Genomic DNA, 25,396 nt, shown 5'->3' with positions numbered 1-25,396 from the left:
AGGTGCCGACTTACGAAGTCGGCAGAGCGAGTCGGCAGAGCGGGAGGAAGTTAAAAATTTCGTAGCTTAGTTAAACAATTTAATACAATGAAGCAATTTTCTCTTTTTTTTATTTTCAGTTTTTTCGCAATCACCTTAAACGCTCAATCAGATACAGCAACATATCGTGCAATTGCTACCCAAATTCAGAAAAAATTTGCTCCTGATATGCGGGATATTTATTTCAATATACGGTTTAAAGGGGATTCTGTTAAATTAGAAAGCACATCAGAAATAGTTATAAAAGAATTTGAAAAAGCAAGACCGAAAGAGGGAACAAATAAATTTTCTTCAACTTTATTGCCTGCAAAATCGCTAAACGGATTAATTTATGGAGTTGCCAATATTTCTGTTGGTAATAATCGAAGTAATCCACAACACGGTGCTGAATTAATGACCCAAATGTTATTGGGGACACCAGTTCAAGTTTTTAAAAAACAGGGTGGATTTTATTTGGTTAAAACACCAGATAATTATTTAGCGTGGACAGATGGGGGAGCCTTAAAGTTAATGGACGAGCAAACTTTTAAAGTTTGGCAAGCCAGTGAGAAGGTCATTTTCCAGGCCGACTACGGACATGCCTTTAGTAAAGCAGATGAAAATTCACTCAGGGTTTCGGATTTAGTAAAGGGAAATATATTACAATTTTTAGGACAAGAAAAAGGCTATTATAAAGTATGTTTCCCAGATCAACGCATCGGATATATTCAAAAATCCCTTGCAGCTTCTTATCAAAACTGGGTAAAAAAACCAAACCCAAAAGCAAGTGCAATACTGTCCGAAGCAATTACTTTGTTAGGAGTGCCTTACTTGTGGGGTGGTACATCTATTAAGGGCGTAGATTGTAGCGGCTTTACTAAGACTGCTTATTTCTTGAATGGGATTATCATCCCAAGAGATGCTTCACAACAAGCATTGGTTGGTGATGCCATCGATGTATTAGAAAATGATTCTATCAGTGTTAGCAAATGCTTGAAAAATTTGCAACCTGGCGATTTATTATTCTTCTCGGCAGCCAAACGAAAGGGTATTAATGGAGGTAGGGTAAGCCATACCGCAATTTATATGGGCGAAGGGGAATTTATCCAGTCGGCGGGAATGGTGAAAATTAGTAGCCTAATACCCAATAAAACTAACTATGATGGTGGACAAGCTACTACTTTAGTTGGTGCGAGAAGAATATTAACAGCAATTGGGAGGCCGCAAATTACGAGAGTTGATCATCACAATTGGTATGGGGAAAATGAATAAGCTTACAATTTATCACAATAATAACTGCAGTAAAAGTTGTACTGCGTTATCGGCCCTTAAACAATCTGGAGAAGAATTTGAGCTGATCGAATATTTAAAGAAGGTGCCTACCATAGCTGATTTAACCAAGATTGTGGAAAAATTAAACTGCAAACCGCACGACCTGATTAGAAAAACTGAAAAGATTTATATTGAAAAATTTAAAGGTAAGGAACTAAGCGATCAAGATTGGGTCAATGCGATGCACGAATACCCGATACTCATTCAAAGACCAATTTTAATCAAGGGCAACCATGCTGTTATAGCAAGATCCTCTGAAACATTACAGGAATCAATTAATTATTTAAGCCAATCGGGTGATGATTGACTAGGCTGATTTACCCTGATCCAGTTTCCATTTGGATCTTTAAACTCAATGCTCGTCATTCCCAAATGCGATGGTTTTGGTCCTTCAAACTTTATTGAATTTGAAGTTAATCGCTCCATAATCTCTTGCAAATCATCAGTTAAAAAACAAGCGCGCATAGACTGAGCAGGCACGTGAGTAGAAATATTGAAATCAATAGCATTTGTAGGTAGAGTAAAAACCGTTAAGTTTTGGTGGTCTACCGTCGCCTCCATACCAAAGATGGACTGATAGAAGTTTTTTGTTTGCTCTACCGCATTCGACCCGAATTCTATTTCTTGAAGCCTTACTTTCATTTCTAACCATTTTTTATCAATTCCGACTTCGTAAGTCGGCGCATAAAGGGTCGACTTGCGAAGTCGGGAGTTTAGTCGGGAGTTTACTTAATTACTTTCTATTGCCGTAACTTTCTCTCTGTAAAGCTCAATTGGGCTATCCAATAAAACCGAAATTACGGTTAAGTTTGCGTCTAGTCGGTCCTTAGGAATGTCAATGTAAATAATTCCTGGGACTTTACTCCAATATAGTTTATTATAAATGGAGTGATCAAGCATGGTTCCTTCACCAACAACCCTAATTCTGCTGATGCCATTTTTTAAACCCTTGATCGCAATTGGTCCATTAGGTTTGCCTTCCACGAAAAGAAACAATGTCTGAAGATCTGCAGACAATGCAGTTTTACCTTCGAAATGACCTTGTTCAATGCCTTTCCTTGTTTTATGTAAAGCTTCTACATTTTTAACTACCCAATCGTTAACTTGTTGATCGAGCGGGTTAACGCCGGTGTTGAAGTTTAAACCGTCTACCGTTAGCGGACTATCTTTGAATGGGTTTAAACCTTTTTGACAAGCGGCAGCAATTCTCTTTATTTTTAGCGAAGCTGGCTCAGTCGATTTCGTAAGTGCATCTTGATAACTTATATCGCCCAAAATTGGGTCGCTCAACTCTATCGCCTCGTTTAGCTTAACTTTAATTACGGTAACATCTTTATCATAGGCTAAATCGGGTATTGAAATCAAATAATTATCATTTTCCAAGCGCCAATGACTAATTTTTCCAGCATAACCCAATACCGAAATTTGGGTTATTTTAGAACGTATTCCCTGTAATAACACGCCGCTTTTATCTTGATGGTTTAAATATAAATAGAGCGTTTTTCCATCCTTTGAAAGTGCAGTTTTTCCGATAAAATGACCTTTAGGAAGACCCGCTATCGTTCCATAAATTGCTTCGGCGTGCTTTTTAGTCCACCTTCCGAGTCCTTTTAAAATAGCTAATTGTTCAGGTACAATGGTTCCATCAGCCTTTGGTCCGATATCCAATAACAAATTTCCACCCATAGCTAAACATTCAACAAGTGTTTGAATAATCATATTGGTCGACTTATATTTTTTGTCATAAGGTTGATATCCCCATGAATCATTCATTGTATAACATAACTCCCAATACTTGCCTTCAGGTTTTACAATGGGTACGCCTTGTTCGGGAGTTTCATAATCGCCGTGTTCATCTAACCTTGAGTTAATAATTAAATCAGGATTATAGCTCAGTAAGGACTTGCGTGTTTGATCAGTATGCCACTCGGTTGATGAATGTTCCCAATTGCCATCGAACCAAAGCAAATCAGGCTTAAATTGAGCAGATAGTTCATTCAGTTGTGTTTGGTAGTAGTTAACAAATTTATCCCATCGCTTTGGTTCTTTATTGATATCATATCGCTTCGTTTCTCTGGTGAAAACATTATAGTCTTGATAACTCCAATCGGGTAGAGAATAATAAAGCCCGGTTTTTAAGCCTACATTCTTTAAAGCGCTCACAAATGGAGAAATAAGGTCGAGTTTAGCTGCACTGTGCTTTATAGTTGTGGTAGCATTAACTGCTTTACTGTCCCATAAAGCAACGCCGTCATGATGTTTAGTTGTAATTATCGCATATTTTGCACCACTTTCCTTAATGAGCTGTACCCATTGCTGAGGGTTATATTTAGCAGCATTAAACCCATTTAACTGCTTCATATAAGCGTCGTGATTAAGGTAGTTATTATAAAATGCCCATGACTCGGAAATGCCATTTACGGAATAGATGCCCCAGTGGATAAAAATACCGAATTTTGCGTCAGCAAACCATTGCATCTTCTGAGTTTGGTTAGACTGGGCGCCTGCCTTTAAACCGCAAAGGACGAGGATAATAACTATAATTTTTTTATGGAGCATGTAGAAAAACTGTATGTAAAGTTGTTAAAAAAACCGCTGATTTTTGGTCAGCGGTTTCTATGTTATTTAAGCCAACAAATTCCTCCAGCTTACCTTACCTTCAATAATGGTATGCAACTCTTTGATTTCAATTCTTTGTTGCTCCATGGTATCCCGGTGACGAATTGTAACGGTGTTATCCTCTAGCGTTTGGTGATCCACCGTTACACAGAAGGGAGTGCCAATCGCATCCATACGGCGATAACGCTTTCCAATGGCATCTTTTTCTTCATAGACACAATTAAAGTCGAATTTTAAAGTGTTCATTATGTCACGCGCTTTTTCAGGTAGTCCATCTTTTTTAGTTAAAGGGAATACGGCCACCTTAACTGGAGCCAAGGCTGGATGTAGGCGCAATAAAGTGCGGCTATCTTGTTTATCTGCTGTGCTCAAATCTTCTTCTTGAAAAGCATTGATCATCGTTAACAAGAACATACGATCTAAACCGATTGAAGTTTCGATTACATAGGGAACATAATTTCCATAAGGTTTACCGTTTTCGTCTAAATCATTGTCGAAATACTGCATTTTTTTACCCGAAAACTCTTGGTGTTGGGTAAGGTCAAAATCAGTTCTACTGTGAATTCCTTCAACCTCTTTAAACCCAAATGGGAATTCAAATTCGATGTCGGTAGCAGCATTCGCATAGTGGGCCAACTTTACATGGTCATGAAAACGGTATTTGTCGGCCGAAGTACCTAATGCTTTATGCCATTTTAAGCGGGCTTCTTTCCAATAGGCAAACCATTTCTTGTCCTCACCCGGACGAACAAAGAATTGCATTTCCATTTGCTCAAATTCACGCATGCGCATGATGAATTGCCTTGCAATAACTTCGTTTCTAAAGGCTTTTCCAATTTGTGCAATTCCGAAAGGGATTTTCATTCTTCCAGACTTCTGCACATTTAAAAAGTTAACAAATATACCTTGTGCTGTCTCAGGGCGAAGATATACCTCGTCACTTCCTTCAGCCATGGCGCCAAATTGGGTGCTGAACATTAAGTTAAACTGACGTACATCAGTCCAATTTTTTGTGCCACTTACTGGGCAGGCAATTTCTTGTTCTTCAATTAATACTTTTAATCGGGGAAGGTCTTCAGCAGTTAAAGCGGCATCCATATCAGCTTGCAATTTAGCTGCTTTATCGGTTTTGCCATCTTTTTCGTATTTCGCAATTTTGTCTTCTAATAACTGATCGGCGCGGTAACGTTTCTTTGAATCTTTGTTGTCGATCATTGGGTCATTAAAACCATCAACATGACCACTTGCTTTCCATACCTTCGGATGCATAAATATTGCAGAGTCAATACCCACAATATTTTCATGCATTTGTACCATGGCTTTCCACCAATATGTTTTGATATTGTTTTTTAACTCTGCACCTAATTGTCCGTAGTCATAAACGGCGCTTAAGCCATCATATATTTCACTGCTTTGAAATACAAAACCATATTCCTTAGCATGAGAGATTACATTTTTAAATTGTTCGTCGTTCGATTTAGCCATAGTGAAGCAAAGGTAATATTTTAACTGTTAGATGTAAAGTGGTATTTTACCGTAGGAATGTAAAAGATATTTCAAATTTAAACCTATTTTTGAACCACATGAGCATCAAGGTAAAAGAACTAGCTAAGCATTATGGTCGACAAAAAGCAGTTGATTCTATCAGTTTTGAAGCAAGGGAAGGGAAGATTTTAGGCTTTCTTGGTCCGAATGGCGCTGGTAAATCTACAACCATGCGTATGATTACTGGGTATTTAGCGCCAACATCTGGAAATGCTGAAATTAATGGACGACCAATAAATCCAAAAGCGACCGAGGTTAAGAGAGATATAGGTTATTTACCTGAAAATACACCGCTTTATGCTGACATGTATGTGAGGGAGTTTTTAAGTTTCGTAGGAGAAACCTATAAACTTAAAAATTTAAAGAGTAGGGTAGCTGAGGTGATTAAGCAAGTGGGTTTGGAGCCAGAGCAACATAAAAAAATTGGAATGCTCTCTAAGGGGTATAAACAAAGAGTGGGGATTGCACAGGCAATTATCCATAATCCCAAAGTTTTAATTTTAGACGAACCCACCTCAGGATTAGACCCTAATCAACTAGCGGATATTAGGTTATTGATTAAGGAATTGGGAAAGGAAAAAACCATTATCATTTCTACTCACATCATGCAAGAAGTTGATGCTATCTGTGATGATATAATTATAATTAATAAAGGCAAAATTGTAGCGGATGAGTCACTTTTATCGTTAAAGAAGAAGTATGCACCGCAGTCTTTGGAAGAAATTTTCAAAAAACTCACAAACACCTAATATGGATCTTAAAAGTTTAAAAGTTTTCTCAATTTTAATGTTTGTCTTTTTCGGAGTAAATGCGCAACGATCAAACATTGTTATCGGACCAGAGTTAAATTTGCCCACCGGCAATGCTACAAATGAGAGCCCTATTGGTTTTGGAGGCTATTTAAAAGGAGAGGTTGGTCTTTCAGAGAAATTCTCAATAACCGCAAGTGTGGCAATAACAAGTTTCTTGGGAAAAAAAATAATTGGCCCTAGACAACCAACTGTTTCTTATCTTCCCGTAAAAGCGGGGTTAAAATATTATACCGACAGGAATTTTTATTTTGAGGGGCAGCTTGGAACAAGATTTAAAATTGACGGTAATGCAAACACAACCTTTGTATGGTCTCCAGGCGTTGGTTCGTTAATCAAAAGTAGAAATAGTAACAATCAATTTGATATCGGATTGAGGTATGAAGGATGGACTAGCTCAAGAACAATTAACACAATAGAAAAAAATTATACTACATTTAGTTTTTTTAGTTTAAGAGCAGGTTATGCATTTAATTTATAAAAAATAACAAAACACACATGAAAAAAATTCTATTATCGTTCTCGTTAATCGCAGGCTTAACTCTTTCTGTATTTGCACAACAGCAAAATCAAAAAATTAAAGTAGGTATCGGAGGCGAATTTTTATATGCTTTAGGCAGCACTGCTGAATTTTATAACCTGGGTTACGGCGTATCTGCGCAGGGCGAATACTTGTTTTCTCCTAAACTAAGTGCTACCCTTTCAGGCGGTTATATGGTTCTTACTATCAATAAGCTTTTCAAGGAAATATATGAAGAATGGGATGTTAAGATCGATAGTAAAACTTTTTACCCGGTAAAGGCAGGACTTAAGTACAATCTTAACAAAACTTTCTATGCGGCTGCGGAGGCGGGTGCTTCTATTTCAAAGGACAAGACGGCAAGGGGTAATTCTTTTGCTTATGCCGGGGGCTTGGGTAGTTCATTTGAAGTTTCTTCCAAAGCGAGCTTAGATTTTGGTTTAAGGTATGAAGAATGGGCAGTTAGCGCTAAAGATAGATTATCATTTATAGGTTTTAGAGCTGCTTATAGTTTCGGACTGTAGGGCCAACATTTAGGTTATACTTTGTTAACTAATTCCTAATACCTCCTATGTATCCGGTTTTTAAGAGAGAATTATTTAGTTATTTAAATTCATTAATGGCCTATATAACCATTGGTGTTTTTTTATTGGCTTGCACATTATTGTTATGGTTCTTTCCTGATACCTCTATTCTAGATTATGGCTATGCAGAGATGAATAGTTTTTTTAGTTTAGTGCCATTTCTATTTATTTTTCTTATTCCTGCACTTACGATGCGCTCATTTGCAGAAGAAAGAAAGGAAGGTACTTATGTGTTGCTGGCAACGCGACCCATAAGTGACTGGCAAATTATTGTTGCAAAATACCTGGCAGCCGTTATCTTGCTGCTTTTTGCTTTATTACCAACATTGGTTTACTATTACAGCATTTACCAGTTAGGTTTGCCAAAAGGTAATATCGATACGGGTGCGGTTATAGGTTCTTACCTCGGCTTATATTTACTTGGAAGTGCCTTTACCGCAATTGGGATTTTTGCTTCTTCACTTACTAAAAACCAAGTAATTGCCTTCGCAATCTCGGTATTCCTTTGCTTTTTTACTTTTAGTGGATTTGAATCGCTTAGCAAGCTCTTTGAATTGGATAAGATTGGTGCAATACTATTAATCCTGGGAATCTCGGAACATTACCAATCGATGAGTAGAGGCGTTTTAGATACCAGAGATCTGGTTTATTTCCTAACTTTTATTGCATTATTTTTAGGGTTAACGAAGTATATGATAGGGGGAAGAAGATGGTAGGGAGAAAAGGCAAAGCGCATGGAACACAAAGGATTAAACATCTGAAAACCTTGGCGTTTATCGTTGTGCTGACGTTGATCAACGTTTTTGCTAATTATTTTTATACACGTTTTGACTTTACAAAGGAGAAGCGGTACACGTTAACCGAACGAACTAAAGAAATTTTAAAGCAAACTAAAAAGGACATTACTATTACAGTGTTTTTAGCCGGAGAAATGCCCTCTGCTTTTAAGCGCTTGCAAAATGCGACTAAAGACTTATTGGTTGATTATAAAAGTTATGCAAATGCTAGTGTTAAGCTTATTTATATAGACCCAATTTCAGGTTTGTCTGTTGGAGAACAAGAAAATGTGCTGACTGATCTTGATGAGATCGGTATCAAACCTGTTGCAGTAAATATCAAAAGTGATGCAGGTTTATCCCAAAAAATAATTTTTCCAATGGCTTTGGTTGAAATTGATGGTAAGCCAATGCCGGTTAGTCTTCTACAGAAATCTGGGGGACCAGCAACCAATTATGAGGAAAACATTACCAATTCAATTCAAAATCTTGAATATACTTTTTCCTCGGCTATTCAAACATTGCTTAGTGGTCAAAATCCGAGAATTGGGTTTACTGAAGGGAATGGAGAGCCAACTAACCTACAACTTTATGATGCGATAACAAGTCTTAGTCAGCGTTTTTATGTGGGCCGAGTTGACTTGAAATTAATTAACAAGGAAGGCTTGGATAGTTTGAAACTGCTTTTTGTTGGCAATCCTAAGGTTGCCCTTACCGAAACTGAAAAATATAAGCTCAACTATTTTGTGATGAAAGGCGGAAGACTGGTTTGGATAATTGATCAGGTTCGCGCCAATCTGGACGATTTGCAAACTGGAACCCCCCGTTTGGCCACAAACAGTCAGCTGAACATCGATGATATGCTTTTTGAGTATGGCGTAAGAATTAATTATAATTTGATAGCAGACCTAAATTCTGCACTTATACCTGTTTCTTCCGGGCCCTTGGGGCAGGGGCAAATTCAATTAGTGCCTTGGCAGTATTACCCTGTGTTGATGCCCGACAGTTCACATAATGTAGTGAAAAATATTGATGGCATCCGAACTGAGTTTGCAAGTAGCTTAGATACGATAGGAGTGCCGGGTATAAATAAGAAGATTATACTCACTACTTCGCCTTATCATCAGATTTATACCACCCCTAAAATGCTATCATTACAATTGCTTAGCGAGCAGCCTGATCCTAAAGAGTTTCAGAATAGACCAAAGCCAGCTGGTGTATTACTTGAAGGTACCTTTAAGTCTGTATTTCTAAATAGACCTATTCCTGAAGGAATAAAGGAGGTATATGATGTGCCTGCAAGGAGTAAACCCACTAAAATGATAGTAATTGGAGATGGAGATGTTTTCACGAACCAGGTAAGTAAATCAGATAACATGCCTTTTCCATTGGGATTTGATCGCTACTCGCAACAGAATTATGGAAATAAGGCATTGTTGTTAAATATTGCCGATTATTTTACCGATGATCATCATTTGATCGCCCTTCGTAATAAAGAAATTAAGGTTAGGTTACTAGATAAAATGAAACTTAAGGTCGATAAAACAAAATGGCAAGCCATTAATGCGGCTTTTCCGATTTTATTGTTAATATTGTTCGCAACTTTTCAACATTATTACCGTAAGCGTAAGTATACAAAGTAATTTTTATATTTTTGAGAACAGATAAAATATACAATGAGATTTATAGTATCAACATCGACCTTATTAAAACATTTACAAACGGTAAACGGCGCTTCAAGCAGCAGTACTGTTTTGCCTATATTAGAGAATTTTTTGTTCGAAATTAAAGAAGGGAACTTAACCATTTCTGCCACTGATCTGCAGACCAGCATGACTACCTCTTTACCAGTTGAATCTAAAGAGGAGGGTAAGGTTGCTGTGCCATCTAGGATATTGTTAGATACGCTTAAAACGTTACCAGATCAACCTATTTCATTTAATATTGATGATGCTACATTTTCTATAGAGATTAGTGCGGGAGATGGTAAATACAAATTAAGTGGTGAAAATGGGGATGATTTTCCAAAAATCCCTGTTGTAGAAAACGCATCTTCTGTAAACTTGCCGGCTTCTGTATTAACAGAAGCTATTACTAAAACCATTTTTGCGGTAAGTAACGACGAACTTCGCCCTGCTATGACCGGGGTATATTGCCAGCTTTCTGCACAACACATTACTTTTGTTGCAACGGATGCACATAAATTAGTTAGATATAGACGTATGGATAGCAAAGCAGATAAGGCGTCTTCGTTTATTTTACCTAAGAAGGCATTAACCTTGCTTAAAGCTGCTTTACCTAGTACAGATGTGAATGTGTCTGTAGATTATAATGCTACAAGTGCTTTCTTTAAATTCGAAAATATTAATTTGGTTTGTCGTTTAATTGATGAACGTTATCCAGACTATGAAGCGGTAATTCCTGCAAATAATCCAAACAAATTAGTGATTGACAGGGCATTGTTTTTAAACACGTTGCGTAGGGTTGTCATTTTTGCGAATAAAACGACACACCAAGTTCGTTTAAAAATTAACGGAAGTGAATTGAACATTTCTTCTGAAGATTTAGATTTTGCAAATGAGGCACATGAGCGTTTAAGTTGTCAATACGAAGGTGAAGATTTAGAAATTGGCTTTAACGCTAGATTTTTAATTGAAATGTTGAGTAATTTAAGTGGAGAAGAAGTTACTTTAGAACTTTCTACCCCAAATAGGGCTGGCTTATTAATTCCTCAAACAAATGACGAAAATGAGGATGTTTTAATGCTTGTAATGCCCGTAATGCTTAATAATAGTTATTAGAAAATATTTACATCACAGCTAAATGGCTTGGTCAAAACCAAGCCATTTCTTTTTTAATAAAATTACTTACAGTTAACATCAAATTTTTAAATTAAATAGACTAATCGAAATGATATGTCTATTTTTGTGAAAAAAACATAACCTTGGAATTACTAGAACAACTCATAGATTTTATTCTTCATATTGATAGGCATCTCGCAGAAATTGTTAATGAATATCATACTTTAACCTACCTTATTTTATTTCTTATAATTTTTGCTGAAACAGGCTTTGTGGTAACTCCATTCTTACCTGGTGATTCTTTGCTCTTTGCAACTGGTGCCTTAATAGCAGGCGATAAAACGGACCTGAATATTTGGTTGATGTGCGTAATTTTAATTGCTGCTGCAATTTTAGGAAATACCTTAAACTATAAATTGGGCAGTTTTTTTGGCGCGGGAGTTTTTAAGGAAAAAAACAAAATTTTAAAGCTCGAATATTACCATCAATCTCACCAGTTTTTTGAAAAACATGGTGGCAAAGCTATTATTTTTAGTCGTTTCTTGCCCATATTTAGAACAATCGCACCTTTTGTGGCAGGTATTGCTAAAATGCCTTTTGGTAGGTACACTACATTTAATGTTATTGGTGGGATAACTTGGATCTCTAGTTTGTTATTTGCAGGTTACTTATTGGGTCAAATTCAATGGTTTAAAGATAACTTTGATATTGTAATCGTATTAATTGCAGTAGTTACTTTTGTTCCTGCAATTTATGCAGCTATTGCGAGTCGATTCAGGAAAAAAGTGATCGAGGACGTTGTTGCTTCTAAGGAGGATTAATTTTCCCTGCCTATAATTTTCCCTTGTGAATACTTTTTTTCTTCTAGGGCGATTTGTTTCTTTTCTTCTGGGGTTAATGCAATTTTAACGAGGTTTCTTAACTGAGGTTGTCCAGCATCAATCCAAGCCGAATACCAAAATGAACCTGTTGCTAAGATTGCGCTGCGCATTCTCTTTTCAACCATTCCCCTCATTTTGTCTTGATACGCCTTTGAGTATGCTGCAGAATACTGCTTTAAGATTGTGTTGCCTCGTTTGGAAAAGCTATACTTTTGGTCGGCAGGAAAGGAACGGTTCAATTCTGCCTCAAATTGGAGTACGGTATCAACGGATGCATGAGATTTTTTCACTATAACCCAAGCTGCCTTTAATGGGCTTTCAAGATAAACAGCCTTACCAATAATCAGATTATAGTTTCCTGCAAAAAGTTCTGGGATCCTACTTTCCCAGAAAGCATGAATTCCAGCCTGATTAGTTAATTGACCATTGTGATTATGTGTGGTATGTAATGGAACATGGGCATCGCCTATATAGTGACCTAAGTCTGCAGAATGTTTTAATATCTTTATAGAATCCCTATTCTTAAACGCTTTGACCAAACTATAATACGTTCGCTCGATTTGCCATGGAACTATACCACTTGAATTTAATTTTTTCTGGCCGTATTTATGTAGTGCGGTAGACCACTTTTCTGGAATGCTATCAATGTGCTTTTCATAGTTTTCCACATCCAGATAGTGTCGAGGTGCTTCAAGTGTATCGATATATCTTCGCTTATCAGGATCTACGGCATGTTCGATGATATAGTTGCTTCCCGCTTTATAAAAGCAAAGCATTTCCATAGGCAACGTAAATATTGCCAATTGATTAATCCGTTTATGGGCAAAAAAGCCCCAGGAGGTAGAAAGTAGTAGGGGGATGATTAACAAAAGTATAATTGTTAATCGTTTCATAATTGAAGGTAATTAAATTATTTTAATTTCTTTGCTTGGTTCCAATAAACATCCATCTCTGCCAAGGTCATATCTTGCAAAGCTTTGCCATTTTCTTTGGCTTTATTTTCAAGAAATTGAAAACGCTTAATAAATTTTTTATTTGTTTTTTCTAATGCGTTTTCGGGGTTAATATCAATGAATCTCGCATAGTTGATTAACGAAAAAAGTAAATCCCCAAATTCTCCTTCCGCCTTTTCCTGGTCAATATTTTCCTTGTTGGCAACGTTAAATTCGTTTTTGAACTCTTGTAGTTCTTCTTCAACTTTTGCCCAAACCTGTTCTTTTTGATCCCAATCAAAACCTACTCCCCGAGCCTTCTCTTGAATTCGACTTGCTTTTACTAGTGCTGGCAGCGATGTGGGAACTCCACCTAATACTGATTTGTTTCCTTCCTTTAGTTTTAGTTGCTCCCAATTTCTTTTCACATCCTCTTCATTGCTTACTACCACATCACCATAAATATGAGGGTGTCGACTAATTAACTTATCGCATACACCGTTCAAAACATCGGTCACATTAAAATCATTCGTTTCACTTCCAATACGAGCATAAAAAACCAAATGCATCATGATGTCGCCAAGTTCTTTTTTAATCTCATTCATGTCGCCTTCCAAAATTGCATCCGAAAGTTCATAGGTTTCTTCAATCGTAAGGTGTCGCAATGTTTCCATTGTTTGCTTTTTATCCCAAGGGCATTGTGTACGCAGTGTGTCTAGTACCGTTAACAATCTTAAAAATGCGGTATCGGGAGCTGATGTTGGTGGTGGTGGAGTATTATTGGACATCCTCAAGTTTTATTTTTTTAGTAATTCTATAGTTTCTTCTTTTTTGTAGATTTAGAACATCTACTTTTACAAAAGGTAATTTTAACTGCATACTACAATTTAATTATCGTTGTAAAGTTACTATTAATGGGATATTGTTTATTATCGTACCCTCTTTTTTAGTTGTTCTATTAAAATAGTAGATTTATAGATGAATAAAGAAGCGCTTAAAAAAAAGTTATTCACAGAAATTTATGATACGCACTGGCTTAAGCTCTATCTGCATTTGCTGAAAATGCTGGATGATGAGGACGATGCAAAAGATGTAGTTCAAGAGGTCTTTGCCAGTTTGTGGAACAATTTTGATGCGATTAGCATTCATACTTCATTTACTTCTTATTTATATTCTTCTGTAAGAAATAGAGCCATAAATTACCTTGCCCATAAAAAGGTTGTTATCTCCTACGAAAAGGCAGAAGAACTCAGGGATGTTAATTTTTCAAATGCTCCAGATATATTTCTTATCGAAAAAGAATTAGCATTTCAAATAAATAGCGAGATTGATAATCTTCCTCCGAAAATGGCAGCTATTTTTAAAAAGAGTCGGTTAGAAAATAAATCATATAGAGAAATTGCCGAGGAACTAGATATTGCCGAGAATACAGTTAAAAAACAGATTAGTAGGGCATTACATCTACTAAGACAAAAATTTATTCATATCAAGTACTACCTTTTCTTTTTATAACTGTCTTATTATTGTTTTTACCCAACAATAATATGTCTATAAAAATTTCTAGTGAATTACTAAAGAAATATGCCGAAAATCGATGTAGTGCGGAAGAGAAAATCTACATTGAGCTATGGTATAATGAATATGCTTCGAAGAAGCAATCTCAACTTCCAGATATAAAAAAATTAGGTGCTGCAAATGAAGAAATTTGGAAGGGCATTAGTCGTAAAATAGGACAAAACACCAATGTTAAGTTTTCTTTTATTAAAGTAGCGGCAGCAATTTTAATCCTGGCGAGTATTTCATTTATTATTTATAAGGCAAGTAATCAAATTAATAGTTCTCAAAAAGAGATACAGACAAATTTCGTAACCGGTAAAGTTAAGGCAGAAGTCTATGCTTCTTCACATCGCTCTATTGTTTATGGTAATTCAGACATCAAAAAAATAATGTCGGAATTAAGAGGTGATCAAGAAATAAAAATTAGTACTCAAGTTGGCGAAGAATATCATGCTGTTTTACCAGATGGCAGCGAAATTTGGTTAAATGCGAATAGCGAAATAGTTATTCCTGCAAGTTTTAACAAAGCCTATCGCGATTTAAACCTTCAAAAGGGAGAAGCATATTTTAAAGTTGCAAAAAATAAGTTTAAACCATTTAGGGTGTTTGCTGCCAAAACAAAGATAGAAGCGCTCGGTACCGAATTTAATGTAAGGTATGATAACGAAAGTAAAGATCTTAAAGCATTCTTGGTAGAGGGTTCAATCAGTGTATCAAAGAAGAATGAGCAATCTGTCATAAGGCCTAATCAACTTTATCAAGGAGATGATTTGACAGGGCTCTCTTCTATTAGTGAAATGCAAAATCCTACTACACAGTATGCCTGGAAATCTGGTTATTTCGAGTATGCTAATACCCCCTTGCCAGAAATTCTCAAAGACCTTTCGAGATGGTATAATTTCAACTTTGAAATTCATCAGAAATATAGAAATAAAACGTTAACAGGGAAAATAGCCAGGAAACAGCCCTTTAATGAGGTGCTGGCAATTTTAGAATTTTCTGGAATTAAATATAGAAAGGAGGGATCGAATTTAATATTGGAACCTTAAACAACCTCTACGCAACCAAATTCTATGTAAATAACCACAAAACCCATTAAAAAAACAAACTATACTGATGAGAATAAAAATCTACTTATTGCTTTGTTTGCTTGCCAACTTTGGTCAGGCAGCAGCGGCTCAAAATCTAACACTCAACGTCACGAATGTAAAATTTCAGCAAGTGGTTAGAGAAATTGAAGGACATTCTAAATATAGATTTGTCTATGACCCAAATGAGATTGATAATGGTGCTCTTTATACCATTAATGTAACAGAAGAAAGCATAGATGTAGTACTAAAACAGCTTTTTAAGAATGGCAATCTGAAATATCAAACATTCGAAAATACAATTGTCGTTAAGCGAAAGGACGGTGACATCAACAATGTGCCACAGGAAAATATTATCGTTACCATATTGGATGAAAATAGTAAGCCAATGCCTGGAGTAACACTAAGAATAAAAAACAAACCTAATGTATTTGGTACTAATGATGAAGGAAAAGCCACCCTTGCAGGTGTAGCTGTAGGAGATATATTAATTGTAAATTACATCGGCTATAAAACAAAAGAAATTAAGCTAGATGGGGCAAATGTGAATTTACGTTTAGAACCAGATTTAAGTAATCTTGATGAAATAGTGATAGTGGGTTACGGTACCTCTACGAATAGAAATAATGTAGGTTCAATTTCAAGTATAACTTCGAAAGATTTAGAAAATCAACCTGTAATAGACCCGTTGGCGGCTTTACAGGGGCGTTCTACTGGTTTAATGATTTCTTCTAATAGCGGTTTACCAGGTGGGGGATATAATGTACAGCTACGTGGAGCTAATTCGTTAACCAATGGTAATAATCCTCTTTATATTATTGATGGAGTTCCTTTTGCCGATGACAACATGAACCAATTTATTGCTGCTAACGGGCGTCAAAGCGCCTTGGCTTTAATTAATCCAAAAGATATCGAGCGAGTGGATATTTTAAAAGATGCAGACGCTACAGCAATTTATGGTTCGCGCGGAGCAAACGGTGTGATCTTAATCACTACTAAAAAAGGACAATCTGGAAGTTTAAAGGTCGATTTTGGTACTAGTTTAGGTGTTTCAACGGCGGTAAAAACATTAGAGATGTTAAATACACAACAGTTTTTAGCATTAAGAACTGAAGCATTTGCAAATGATAACAATACACCTACTTTAACTAATGCGCCGGATTTACTGACTTGGAAATCAACAGATTACACAGATTGGCAAGATAAATTATTTGGTCACTCTGCACCTTTTGGTAATTACCAATTATCAGTAGCCGGAGGTACAGATCAAATTAAATATCTTTTTAGTGGTAATTACACTAATCAAGGAGAACCTTTACCTGGTAACAAGGCTTACAATAGGGTAAATGGATTGTTCAATATCACTAGCCAGTCTAAAAATAGTAAGTTTAAATTAAACGCCAGCGTCAATTACGCATTGGATAAAAATAATACTGTCCCTACAGATTTAGCGCAGTATTATAATTTGGCACCAAACTATTATTTGCATAATCCAGATGGTAGCTATTATTGGTTTGGTACTTCATTGCAAAACCCGTATGCCTACATGGAAAGGACTTCAATTTCTAAATCAAAATCACTTTTAGCAAATACCACAGCTTCTTACCAGATAATCCCAGAGTTGGAAGCAAAAGTTAGCTTTGGTTATAATTTAAAAAAGATGGATCAGTTACAGATGCTACCTTCCACAGGATTTAATCCAGCTTTAGCTACGGGCCCGCAAGCAGCTTACGGCTTTTCAGATTACAACTCTTTCATTGTAGAGCCGCAATTGAATTATAATAAGTCTTTTGGAAGACATGATGTAAAAGTACTGTTGGGAGGAACATGGCAAAGGAGTGAAAATGAAGGGCATTATTTGTTCGGAACGAACTACGCAAGTGATTCGCAACTGGAGAATATGGCCGCCGCAGGAACCTTGAGAGTAAACAGCTTCAGCTTTGCAGATTATAGATACCAATCGTTTTTTGGCAGAATAAACTATGCTTTTGACAATAAGTATCTGTTAAATCTTTCAGCGCGTAGGGATGGTTCTTCTAGATTTGGGCCGGAAAACAAATATGGTAATTTTGGAGCAATAGGTGCTGGTTGGATTTTCTCAAACGAAGACTTCCTGAAAGATCATAAAATACTCAGTTTTGGTAAGTTAAGGGCAAGTATCGGTTTAACCGGAAGTGATCAGATAGGTAATTATAGTTATTTAGACACTTGGAATTCAAGTAGTTTTCCTTATCAAACTATTGTAGGGCTTACCCCCGCTAGAGTATTTAATCCATTTTATGGTTGGGAGGAGAATACAAAACGAGAAATCGGGTTGGAATTGGGCTTTCTAAAAGATAAATTATTCTTAAATACCACCTATTATAATAATCGCTCGGGAAACCAGCTCGTAGATATCACTTTGTCGCCGCAAACAGGCTACTCTTCTTATACTGGAAACATGCCAGCATTAATTCAAAATTCGGGATGGGAATTTGATGTGACTTCAACTAATATCAATCAGAAGGATTTTAAGTGGACTTCTAGTATTAACTTGTCTATTCCTACAAACAAATTGCTCGAGTACCCAAATTTAGCTCAATCGGTAGATGCTAATAAATATATTATAGGAGAATCTACTAGGATAGCAAGAGGGTTTCAGTTTACCGGAGTTGACCCAGCAACGGGTGTTGCACAATTTTTAGATAAAAATGGAGACAATGCTTTAACTACAGCTGATTATGTTACACTCGGTAATATAATGCCTGAACTTTATGGAGGGATAAACAACAATTTCTCTTATAAAGGATTATCATTTAATTTCTTGTTTCAATTTGTTAAGCAAGAAGGTCCTGGTTTAGCCTATGGACCATTAGCAGGTAATCTAGGTGGGCTTACAAATTTTGATGTTTCTGTTTTAAATCGTTGGAAAAAACCTGGTGATATTACAGATATCCCACGAGCATCTACATTAACATCGTCATTAGCCTATGCAAGATATGTTAGCAATTACAGATATTCTACAGCTGCCTGGGAAGACGCCTCTTTTATTAGGTTAAAGAATGTTTCATTGTCTTACGACATTTCTAAATGGACTGAAAAAATTAGTATCAAAAGGGCCAGTATAAACTTTAATGCACAGAATTTGTTCACTTGGACATCGTTTAGAGGTTTAGATCCAGAAATTCAAGGCTTTGATAGAACATTTGTTTCTGGAGTTAATCCTTATGGGTCGGTAAAGACATCTAGTACACCCACAATGAGGACATTTACTTTTGGCTTACAGGCAACCTTTTAAACACAACCAATCTATCAACAAAAAAATATGACAATGAAAGCTAAATTTATTACTCTATATATTGCCGCACTTAGTTTAACCAATTTATCGTGCGAAAAATTTTTGGAAGCTGATCCTCCCAAAAACCAAACTGCTGCTGAAGCAGCTTTTCAAGATGATAAGATTGCTACCTCAACCGTGTTAGGGATTTATACAAGCATGAATGGATTCAATGGTCAATTTGCCAGTAGTCTATTATCCACGCTAATGTCTATCGCCGCCGACGACTATTATTATTCATTAACTTCCTATGATGCCTATAAGCAAAATGCACTGCTACCAAGCACTGACTACCTAGATCGATTGTGGAGTCAGCCATACGTGTACATTAACCAATGTAACAACGTGATAGAGGGTGTAGCTGGCTCTACATTAAGTACACAAGTTAAGGCGCAACTAACTGGGGAGGCAAAGTTCATTAGGGCATTCTGCTACTTTTATCTGGTAAATACCTTTAATAAGGTCCCATTGGTAAAAGATACCGAAGTATTTAAGAATAACCTCTTAGGTCAATCTACCAAGCAGGAGATTTACGATTTTATTACCCAAGACTTAACAGATGCAGTTGCTGGTCTAAGTGACGCCTATCAAGGACCTGAACGTGTAAGACCTAATAAAAAAGCCGCACAAGCTTTATTGGCAAGGGTATATTTGTATAATCAAAAATGGGCTTTAGCGGAAGCAACTGCTACTGCAGTTATTGGCGATACGAGATATAAAATTCCTACAGATTTAAATTCGGTATTTCTAAAAACCAGTGAAGAAGCAATTTGGCAACTACAAACCGTAAACACCTCTACCGCTGGTGTGAATACGTGGGAGGGCTTTAGTATTATCCCTACTACCTCTACAGGTAGCTCATTTTATAGAGTTTATGACGCTACGGTAGCGAAGTTCGAAATAGGAGATAAACGTAAGACGGACTGGTTAAAAACTTATACTACTGGGGGAGTTACCTATTACTATCCCGCAAAGTATAAAATTAGAACTGCTACACCTGTAACAGAATATAATACCGTTTTACGTTTGGCAGAGCAGTATTTAATTAGAGCAGAAGCGAGGGCAAATCAAGATAATCCAGCTAAATTAGTCCAAGCCATTAATGACCTTAACATGATTAGGGATAGAGCCGATATACCGGATTTAAGTGCTAACTTGCCAAAGGCCGCGGTATTGCTAGCTATTGAAAAAGAGAGACACTTAGAGTTATTGGGTGAATGGGGACACAGATGGTACGACTTAGTTCGTACTAATCGTGCTGTACCAGTACTGTCAGTAACTAAAGCTAACGGATTTAATGCTGCCGATCAGCTCATTCCAATTTCGGAAGTAATTTTGAATACTAACCCTAACTTAAAACCAAATGACTAAGTTAAAGACATATGTTTTAGTGTTTACTTTGTTCTTGTTCGTGAAAGCTCATGCACAAGATCTGGTAAAAGTAGAACCAGAAAAACCACAAGCTGGTGAACTGTTAACCGTAACTTTTAATCAGAAAGGAAGTAAAATTCCCGATACGGTTAAAAAGGTGTTTATTAACTTTACGTATTCAAATTTTTATGAAATGCCCAATAGGTTGCCTATGCAAAAGGTAAAAGGCTTGTGGAATGTTTCCTTCAAATTGCCGTTTTATTCAAAGTATGGGTCTTTTACCATTTCCGATGCTGATAAGATTTTTGTACAGCAACCTACTGATACATCGCATTATGAGTTTTTCGTCTATAAAGACGGAAAGTTAATTGAGGGCAATTATTTAGCTAAAGGGTACAGTTTATCCGCACAGAATAGAAAGTCTGCTACCTATGAGCAGCAGCAGCAAGAGTGGTTTAAGAAAGAGCTTTCACTTTATCCAAATAATTATGAATCTCAATTAAGGATACAGAACTATAAGATGAAGACTGAAAGTGGGAAAGCAAAATGGGATGCTCGTGATAAAGCCTTAGCTGTAATTGAAAAGAAATTTAGGAGTAATCCAACGTTTGGTGGAAATATCAATTCTACCACTATGGGCTATTTAATAATTGGCGAGAACCAAAAGGTAGATTCCATTAGGAAAGTAGTAGCTAAAGAATTTCCAACTGCTACTATTTCTATTGAATACAACCTAAATTATCTGCTGCAACATAAGAATGCAGCACAGGTAGTGGATAGTCTTCAAACGCTTTTGAAGAAGGTGAACAAAGAAAATGAAAACGCTTATTCCGATGCGTATGATTATCTTTTTAGACATTACGTTACAAAAAGGGATAGGGCCAAAGCCTTAGCGTACTACAGCCGTGCTATTAAAGGAGATACTAGTCCATACCACTGGAGAACCTATCATAATTACGTGAAATTTTTTGAGGAAAATGACATGCTTTTAGATTCTGCCAAGAAACTGAATACATACATTTTAAAGAACGTAGATAAATATCCAACCTCGGTAATTCGTTATTTCCCCGAAACAGGTTATTTAATTGGGTTCGACGAGAAAAAGGCGGAAAATCTTAAGCAAGTGGAAAGCGAATTGAAAGCCATGCAAGGGATTTTGAGTTATAAACTTGGCGATAAAATCGAAGCGCTTAAATGGCTGGACGAAGTAAGGAATACATTGCAATCGAAAGAACTGCTATTGAAAGTCTCGGATACTTACAAACAAATTGGAAATAAAGCGATGGCAGAAGAAACGTTAGCTAGGGCCTATAAAGTAGCGCCTTTCGATGCAAATATTGAAAGGTTGTTAAAGGAAAGTGTGATAGCTTCTGGGGGCAGCAAAGCTGATGTTAAATTGAAGTTAGCTATGTTAGATAAAGAGTGGAAAGCCACTCATTTCAATGATCTTGAGAAGATCTTACTTCATAAACCATTTCCCGATTTTCAAATTGTGGATAGGAATAGGAAGCCATTAACTGCGGCGGATTTAAAAGGTAAAATTGTGTTGATTGATTTATGGGCAACTTGGTGCAAACCATGTATTGCTTTCTTCCCGTATTTACAGGTGATTTACGATAAGTATAAAGACGACAAAGATGTGATGTTCGTAATCCTAAATACGGCAAGTGGCAATACTTTCGAAGACGCTTTTACCTGGGTAGACCAAAATAAGAATTTCACTTTTCCCTTCTATTTTAATGAAGATAAAAAGTTAAGTGCAAAACTTGATGTGAATACTATTCCTACAACATTCCTTTTAGACAAGGACAGTAAAATAAGATTCAAAAAAGTGGGAAATGAAGGAGAAAAAGCGATGCCTCAATTAGATGCTATGATAGAATTTTTAAAGCAAAAAAAATAAGTTTAGTTAGTATGGTTTCAAGCTGGGCCGACTTTAATAGTTGGCTCAATTTGTTTTAAGCTATTTTTATAGCTCTTAACATCTCTCTTTTACCGGGAGCTCCAGGAAGTTTCTCTATTGCAAAGCCACATTTCTTAACTGCTCTTTTTAAATCGCCTGTAATGGCGTAGGTGACAAAAATACCACCTTGCTTTAAGAAGCTACAAGTGTGGGCAATAATTTCATCTGTCCACATTTCAGGCTGATGACGCACTGAAAATGCATCGTAGTAAACGATGTCAAATTGTGCTCCGCTTTTCACTTGGGCAAGTTCGGAGGTTAGAATCTGTAAGTTGCAAAAGGCTGATAGGCTTTGTGTTTCTTGAAGCGATTTTTCGTATCCCGCTGTAAAATTTTGCCATATTGGCATTGGCACATATTTGCTATAGGCTGTTTGTTGGATAACGTCTATCGTTAAGGGAAATGCTTCAATGCCAGTATAATTTAACTTAACCTGTTGTTTTTCTGCTTCCAAAAAACTCAAGATAAAGTTTAAGCCAGTGCCGAAGCCAACTTCTAAAACATTAATTTCTGGACCTTTTAATTGCTCAATAGCATATTTTAATCCAGCAGCAATGAATACGTGTTTACTCTCTTGCAAGGCACCATGGGAAGAATGGTAGTGCTCTCCAATGGTTTCATTAAATAAGGTGTTCGAACCATCTGCTGTTTGCGTTAAAATATTCATGTTTCAAAAATAAGTTTTTAAATTAGTAATATCTTTGTTCGACCTAAGCTTTCATCTTTTGCTATGGTCTTTAAGCATAAAAAATGGATATTGAAAATTTCAGAGAATTTTGCCTTAGTTTACCTGGTACTACAGAAGGAATGAAATGGGAGCACCTATGCTTCATGATTGAGGAGAAGCTTTTTGTGATTATCGCTATAGACGAGGGAAATAGTTTCTCTACTAAATGTACACCAGAAGAGTTCGACGAGTTAACGGCTAGAGATGGTATTCAGCAGGCCTCGCATATGGCCAAAAGACAATGGGTGAGAATCGACAATTTAAATGTGCTTAGCGAAGCTGATTTGAAGAGAAGAGTATTAACTTCTAGAGCACTCGTACTTTCTAAATTGTCGAAAAAGATACAAGAAAAATACAGCTAGCTAATTAGCTAGCTGATAATAACTACCACAATCTAATTCGATCTTCAGGTTTTTTGTAAAGTTTATCTCCTGGTTTAACATCGAATGCATTATACCAAGCATCCATATTTACAGGCGCACCAATGGTTCTATAGGGGCCAGGTGAATGTGAATCTGTTTTAATTAACTGCGCTGCGGCTTCATCCAAAATATTTCCTCTCCACACTTGTGCCCACGACAAAAAGAATCTTTGGTCTGGCGTAAAGCCATCAATTTTTTCATTGCTTTGGCCTTGTTTGGTCATTTTAAATGCGGTATAAGCCGCGTTTAGACCTCCTAAATCGCCAATGTTTTCACCCATCGTTAATTTGCCTAACACGTGAATCGTATCGACTACTGTATAGGCACTAAACTGTTCACCTAATGCTTTTGTTTTTTCGTTAAATTTTGCACGATCCTCATCAGTCCACCAGTTTTTAAGATTACCATCTTTATCATATTGACTTCCAGAATCGTCAAATCCATGGCTCATTTCGTGGCCTATTACAGCGCCAATACCACCATAATTCACGGCATCGTCGGCATTCGGATCAAAAAATGGAAACTGTAAAATTCCGGCAGGAAAAACAATTTCATTCATGGTAGCGCTATAAGACGCATTCACTGTTGGAGGTGTCATACCAAAACGCGTACGATCAACAGGCTTGCCCAACTGTTTAATGTTTTCATTATAACTCCACATGCTTGCGTTTCTGAGATTCTGAAAATAAGTCCCTCTGTTAATTACTAAACCATCATATGTTTTCCACTTTGTAGTATATCCAACTTTGGGTGTAAAGGCATGTAGTTTTTCAAGCGCTCTTTTCTTGGTTACATCACTCATCCATTCAAGTCCATTAATTCTGATTTCAAATGCTTTCCTCAGGTTTTCGATCATGGCATCCATTCGGACTTTTGCATCAGGTTTAAAATATTTTGCAACGTAAAGCTGACCCAATAGTTCACCAATGGTACGGTCGGTTAATGAGGACATAGTTTGCCAACGAGGAGTTTGAACTTTTTGTCCAGTTTGAGCTTGTGTAAAAGCAAAACTAGCATTAATAAAGGGCTTACTTAAGTTGCCGGCTGACCCTTTTAAAATATTCCATTCAAGATATGTTCTCCAGTCGGCGATTGGAACAGCGGTTAACATATTATTTAAACTTTTGAAGAATGTTAATGAATTAACTAACACTGTATCTTGTCCGGTAATCTTAAATTTAGGCATTAAAGTACTCCAGTTGATATTTGGCGTTAATTTATTTAAATCAGCAACAGTCAATTTATTATAAGTTTTATAGGGGTCACGCATTTCGATACGACTCATCTGCGCTTCTGCTAGCAATTTTTCTAGATTGAAAACAGTAATTGCTTTTTGTTTGGCTTCTGCATCAGAACTACCTGTTAGCGTAAAAAGTTTGGTTATGTAAGTGTGGTATGCAGCTCTAATTCGTTGACTTTGAGGGTCGTCTTTTAAGTAGTAATCCCGATCACCTAAGGTTGTTCCGCCTTGTGAAATATTGACCACATATTTCGTTACATTTTTGCGGTCTTGTCCCACGCCTAACCCAAACATCGGAGAGGCGATACCCGAAGTTCGCATGTAAGCGACATGATCTAAAAGGTTAGTAAGAGTTTTTATTTGTTTAACTTTTTCGAGATCAGGTTTTATTGGGGTATAACCCATTTTTTCGATTGTTAAACTATCCATTGCAGCAGCGTAGAAGTCGCCTACACGCTTGGTCACAGATCCGGGTAATGCCGTCTTATTGGCTGCAGCTTGTTCAACTAATCCCCTCACTGCTTGTGCATTAAATTCTCTTAGCTGATTAAATGAGCCCCATCTCGTTTCCTTTGGTGGTACAGGGTTTTTCTTAATCCACGTTCCACTGGCATATTGGTAAAAATCGTCTCCAGGCTTAACGCTAAGATCCATGTTAGCGGGATCAATATATTTTTTAGGGCCTGTTTGTGCGAATGAAGTCAAGCTACTTGCTATGATGCCAAAGGCAGCAAGGTAATTTTTGATTTGGTTCATGAAATATAGATTAGATTTTGATTCAATATTTAAGGATGAAATTAAATATTAAAGATCTAATTAAAACAACATCATAGAAATATTACTTGTTAAACCAGTTATAGATTTTACGTAACATTTGGAAATTGAATAGGGATAA

Annotated in this window: 22 protein-coding genes; 15 read left to right on the top strand and 7 right to left on the bottom strand. The window is 36.6% G+C overall.

Going from position 1 to position 25,396, the window contains the following annotated elements:
- Positions 1-87 precede the first annotated feature (87 nt).
- A complete protein-coding gene (locus BM207_RS06135) occupies positions 88-1,290 on the top strand; it encodes a C40 family peptidase (protein WP_090992692.1) in 1,203 nt (400 codons plus the stop codon).
- On the top strand, positions 1,283-1,657 hold the full coding sequence (locus BM207_RS06130) for an arsenate reductase family protein (protein WP_090992959.1): 375 nt from the start codon (positions 1,283-1,285) through the stop codon (positions 1,655-1,657). Before BM207_RS06135 ends, BM207_RS06130 begins: the two co-directional genes overlap by 8 nt.
- On the opposite strand, the gene BM207_RS06125 is transcribed toward BM207_RS06130, so the two are convergent.
- The 3 genes from BM207_RS06125 to BM207_RS06115 all read right to left on the bottom strand — a co-directional run bounded on the left by BM207_RS06125 (position 1,630) and on the right by BM207_RS06115 (position 5,454).
- Positions 1,630-1,992: a VOC family protein gene (locus tag BM207_RS06125; protein ID WP_090992691.1), complete on the bottom strand. Its 363-nt coding sequence runs from the start codon at positions 1,990-1,992 to the stop codon at positions 1,630-1,632. The genes BM207_RS06130 and BM207_RS06125 overlap by 28 nt on opposite strands.
- Positions 1,993-2,079: 87 nt before the next feature.
- The gene (locus tag BM207_RS06120; RefSeq protein WP_090992690.1) at positions 2,080-3,909 is read right to left on the bottom strand and encodes an alpha-L-fucosidase; all 1,830 of its coding nucleotides are present in this window, start codon (positions 3,907-3,909) and stop codon (positions 2,080-2,082) included.
- 66 nt (positions 3,910-3,975) lie between these two features.
- Positions 3,976-5,454: a glycine--tRNA ligase gene (locus BM207_RS06115; RefSeq protein ID WP_090992689.1), complete on the bottom strand. Its 1,479-nt coding sequence runs from the start codon at positions 5,452-5,454 to the stop codon at positions 3,976-3,978.
- Between the two features lie 98 nt (positions 5,455-5,552).
- Here BM207_RS06115 and BM207_RS06110 point away from each other — a divergent pair, with 98 nt between their 5' ends.
- From BM207_RS06110 to BM207_RS06080, 7 genes are all read left to right on the top strand, one after another.
- The gene (locus tag BM207_RS06110) at positions 5,553-6,263 is read left to right on the top strand and encodes an ATP-binding cassette domain-containing protein (protein WP_090992688.1); all 711 of its coding nucleotides are present in this window, start codon (positions 5,553-5,555) and stop codon (positions 6,261-6,263) included.
- Between the two features lies 1 nt (position 6,264).
- Positions 6,265-6,804 carry a hypothetical protein gene (locus tag BM207_RS06105; protein ID WP_090992687.1) on the top strand — a complete coding sequence of 180 codons (540 nt, stop codon included), beginning with the start codon at positions 6,265-6,267 and terminating at the stop codon, positions 6,802-6,804.
- Between the two features lie 17 nt (positions 6,805-6,821).
- The gene (locus BM207_RS06100; RefSeq protein WP_090992686.1) at positions 6,822-7,367 is read left to right on the top strand and encodes an outer membrane beta-barrel protein; all 546 of its coding nucleotides are present in this window, start codon (positions 6,822-6,824) and stop codon (positions 7,365-7,367) included.
- 47 nt (positions 7,368-7,414) lie between these two features.
- On the top strand, positions 7,415-8,143 hold the full coding sequence (gene gldF / locus BM207_RS06095; protein ID WP_090992685.1) for a gliding motility-associated ABC transporter permease subunit GldF: 729 nt from the start codon (positions 7,415-7,417) through the stop codon (positions 8,141-8,143).
- Positions 8,137-9,846 carry a gliding motility-associated ABC transporter substrate-binding protein GldG gene (gldG, locus tag BM207_RS06090; RefSeq protein ID WP_090992684.1) on the top strand — a complete coding sequence of 570 codons (1,710 nt, stop codon included), beginning with the start codon at positions 8,137-8,139 and terminating at the stop codon, positions 9,844-9,846. The genes gldF and gldG overlap by 7 nt, the downstream gene beginning before the upstream one ends.
- A gap of 33 nt (positions 9,847-9,879) precedes the next feature.
- Positions 9,880-11,004, top strand: a complete 1,125-nt coding sequence (gene dnaN / locus BM207_RS06085) for a DNA polymerase III subunit beta (RefSeq protein ID WP_090992683.1) — start codon at positions 9,880-9,882, stop codon at positions 11,002-11,004.
- Between the two features lie 143 nt (positions 11,005-11,147).
- Entirely contained in the window at positions 11,148-11,825 is a 678-nt protein-coding gene (locus BM207_RS06080) for a DedA family protein (protein WP_090992682.1), read from the top strand.
- Here BM207_RS06080 and BM207_RS06075 read toward each other — a convergent pair.
- Positions 11,822-12,778 (bottom strand): zinc dependent phospholipase C family protein, encoded by a 957-nt coding sequence (locus tag BM207_RS06075; RefSeq protein ID WP_090992681.1) that lies wholly within the window; start codon positions 12,776-12,778, stop codon positions 11,822-11,824. The two genes, BM207_RS06080 and BM207_RS06075, sit on opposite strands and share 4 nt — an antisense overlap.
- A gap of 17 nt (positions 12,779-12,795) precedes the next feature.
- Entirely contained in the window at positions 12,796-13,605 is an 810-nt protein-coding gene (gene mazG, locus BM207_RS06070; protein WP_090992680.1) for a nucleoside triphosphate pyrophosphohydrolase, read from the bottom strand.
- Between the two features lie 190 nt (positions 13,606-13,795).
- On the opposite strand from mazG, the gene BM207_RS06065 reads away from it, so the two are divergent.
- From BM207_RS06065 to BM207_RS06045, 5 genes are all read left to right on the top strand, one after another.
- Positions 13,796-14,329 carry an RNA polymerase sigma-70 factor gene (locus tag BM207_RS06065; protein WP_090992679.1) on the top strand — a complete coding sequence of 178 codons (534 nt, stop codon included), beginning with the start codon at positions 13,796-13,798 and terminating at the stop codon, positions 14,327-14,329.
- Positions 14,330-14,361: 32 nt separating this feature from the next.
- Positions 14,362-15,423: a FecR family protein gene (locus tag BM207_RS06060; protein ID WP_090992678.1), complete on the top strand. Its 1,062-nt coding sequence runs from the start codon at positions 14,362-14,364 to the stop codon at positions 15,421-15,423.
- 67 nt (positions 15,424-15,490) lie between these two features.
- The gene (locus tag BM207_RS06055) at positions 15,491-18,739 is read left to right on the top strand and encodes a TonB-dependent receptor (protein ID WP_090992677.1); all 3,249 of its coding nucleotides are present in this window, start codon (positions 15,491-15,493) and stop codon (positions 18,737-18,739) included.
- Positions 18,740-18,772: 33 nt separating this feature from the next.
- Positions 18,773-20,149: a RagB/SusD family nutrient uptake outer membrane protein gene (locus BM207_RS06050; RefSeq protein ID WP_177217069.1), complete on the top strand. Its 1,377-nt coding sequence runs from the start codon at positions 18,773-18,775 to the stop codon at positions 20,147-20,149.
- Positions 20,142-22,052 (top strand): TlpA disulfide reductase family protein, encoded by a 1,911-nt coding sequence (locus tag BM207_RS06045; protein ID WP_090992675.1) that lies wholly within the window; start codon positions 20,142-20,144, stop codon positions 22,050-22,052. Before BM207_RS06050 ends, BM207_RS06045 begins: the two co-directional genes overlap by 8 nt.
- 55 nt (positions 22,053-22,107) lie before the next feature.
- On the opposite strand, the gene mnmD is transcribed toward BM207_RS06045, so the two are convergent.
- Positions 22,108-22,779 (bottom strand): tRNA (5-methylaminomethyl-2-thiouridine)(34)-methyltransferase MnmC2, encoded by a 672-nt coding sequence (mnmD, locus tag BM207_RS06040; RefSeq protein ID WP_090992674.1) that lies wholly within the window; start codon positions 22,777-22,779, stop codon positions 22,108-22,110.
- A gap of 83 nt (positions 22,780-22,862) precedes the next feature.
- Between mnmD and BM207_RS06035 the strand changes: the two genes are divergently transcribed.
- A complete protein-coding gene (locus BM207_RS06035; protein WP_090992673.1) occupies positions 22,863-23,201 on the top strand; it encodes an MmcQ/YjbR family DNA-binding protein in 339 nt (112 codons plus the stop codon).
- A gap of 22 nt (positions 23,202-23,223) precedes the next feature.
- Here BM207_RS06035 and BM207_RS06030 read toward each other — a convergent pair whose 3' ends face one another.
- Positions 23,224-25,257, bottom strand: coding sequence for a M13 family metallopeptidase (locus tag BM207_RS06030; RefSeq protein WP_090992672.1), 2,034 nt, complete (start codon positions 25,255-25,257; stop codon positions 23,224-23,226).
- Positions 25,258-25,396 lie beyond the last annotated feature (139 nt).

It is taken from the genome of Pedobacter insulae, assembly GCF_900113525.1.
In the GTDB taxonomy this organism is placed as follows: Bacteria; Bacteroidota; Bacteroidia; order Sphingobacteriales; family Sphingobacteriaceae; genus Pedobacter; species Pedobacter insulae.
The sequence above is the reverse complement of the archived record's forward strand: the minus strand, read 5'-3'. Positions and strand labels throughout refer to the sequence as shown.

What these genes read in the sequence shown, in the direction of transcription:
- gldF (WP_090992685.1), top strand. Translation starts at nt 7,415, where the DNA reads ATGTATCCGGTTTTTAAGAGAGAATTATTTAGTTATTTAAATTCATTA.
- BM207_RS06060 (WP_090992678.1), top strand. Translation starts at nt 14,362, where the DNA reads ATGTCTATAAAAATTTCTAGTGAATTACTAAAGAAATATGCCGAAAAT.
- BM207_RS06130 (WP_090992959.1), top strand. Translation starts at nt 1,283, where the DNA reads ATGAATAAGCTTACAATTTATCACAATAATAACTGCAGTAAAAGTTGT.
- BM207_RS06105 (WP_090992687.1), top strand. Translation starts at nt 6,265, where the DNA reads ATGGATCTTAAAAGTTTAAAAGTTTTCTCAATTTTAATGTTTGTCTTT.
- BM207_RS06030 (WP_090992672.1), bottom strand. Translation starts at nt 25,257, where the DNA reads ATGAACCAAATCAAAAATTACCTTGCTGCCTTTGGCATCATAGCAAGT.
- BM207_RS06125 (WP_090992691.1), bottom strand. Translation starts at nt 1,992, where the DNA reads ATGAAAGTAAGGCTTCAAGAAATAGAATTCGGGTCGAATGCGGTAGAG.
- BM207_RS06050 (WP_177217069.1), top strand. Translation starts at nt 18,773, where the DNA reads ATGAAAGCTAAATTTATTACTCTATATATTGCCGCACTTAGTTTAACC.
- BM207_RS06135 (WP_090992692.1), top strand. Translation starts at nt 88, where the DNA reads ATGAAGCAATTTTCTCTTTTTTTTATTTTCAGTTTTTTCGCAATCACC.
- BM207_RS06075 (WP_090992681.1), bottom strand. Translation starts at nt 12,778, where the DNA reads ATGAAACGATTAACAATTATACTTTTGTTAATCATCCCCCTACTACTT.
- BM207_RS06120 (WP_090992690.1), bottom strand. Translation starts at nt 3,909, where the DNA reads ATGCTCCATAAAAAAATTATAGTTATTATCCTCGTCCTTTGCGGTTTA.
- BM207_RS06065 (WP_090992679.1), top strand. Translation starts at nt 13,796, where the DNA reads ATGAATAAAGAAGCGCTTAAAAAAAAGTTATTCACAGAAATTTATGAT.
- mazG (WP_090992680.1), bottom strand. Translation starts at nt 13,605, where the DNA reads ATGTCCAATAATACTCCACCACCACCAACATCAGCTCCCGATACCGCA.
- BM207_RS06110 (WP_090992688.1), top strand. Translation starts at nt 5,553, where the DNA reads ATGAGCATCAAGGTAAAAGAACTAGCTAAGCATTATGGTCGACAAAAA.
- BM207_RS06035 (WP_090992673.1), top strand. Translation starts at nt 22,863, where the DNA reads ATGGATATTGAAAATTTCAGAGAATTTTGCCTTAGTTTACCTGGTACT.
- BM207_RS06100 (WP_090992686.1), top strand. Translation starts at nt 6,822, where the DNA reads ATGAAAAAAATTCTATTATCGTTCTCGTTAATCGCAGGCTTAACTCTT.
- mnmD (WP_090992674.1), bottom strand. Translation starts at nt 22,779, where the DNA reads ATGAATATTTTAACGCAAACAGCAGATGGTTCGAACACCTTATTTAAT.
- BM207_RS06055 (WP_090992677.1), top strand. Translation starts at nt 15,491, where the DNA reads ATGAGAATAAAAATCTACTTATTGCTTTGTTTGCTTGCCAACTTTGGT.
- gldG (WP_090992684.1), top strand. Translation starts at nt 8,137, where the DNA reads ATGGTAGGGAGAAAAGGCAAAGCGCATGGAACACAAAGGATTAAACAT.
- BM207_RS06115 (WP_090992689.1), bottom strand. Translation starts at nt 5,454, where the DNA reads ATGGCTAAATCGAACGACGAACAATTTAAAAATGTAATCTCTCATGCT.
- dnaN (WP_090992683.1), top strand. Translation starts at nt 9,880, where the DNA reads ATGAGATTTATAGTATCAACATCGACCTTATTAAAACATTTACAAACG.
- BM207_RS06045 (WP_090992675.1), top strand. Translation starts at nt 20,142, where the DNA reads ATGACTAAGTTAAAGACATATGTTTTAGTGTTTACTTTGTTCTTGTTC.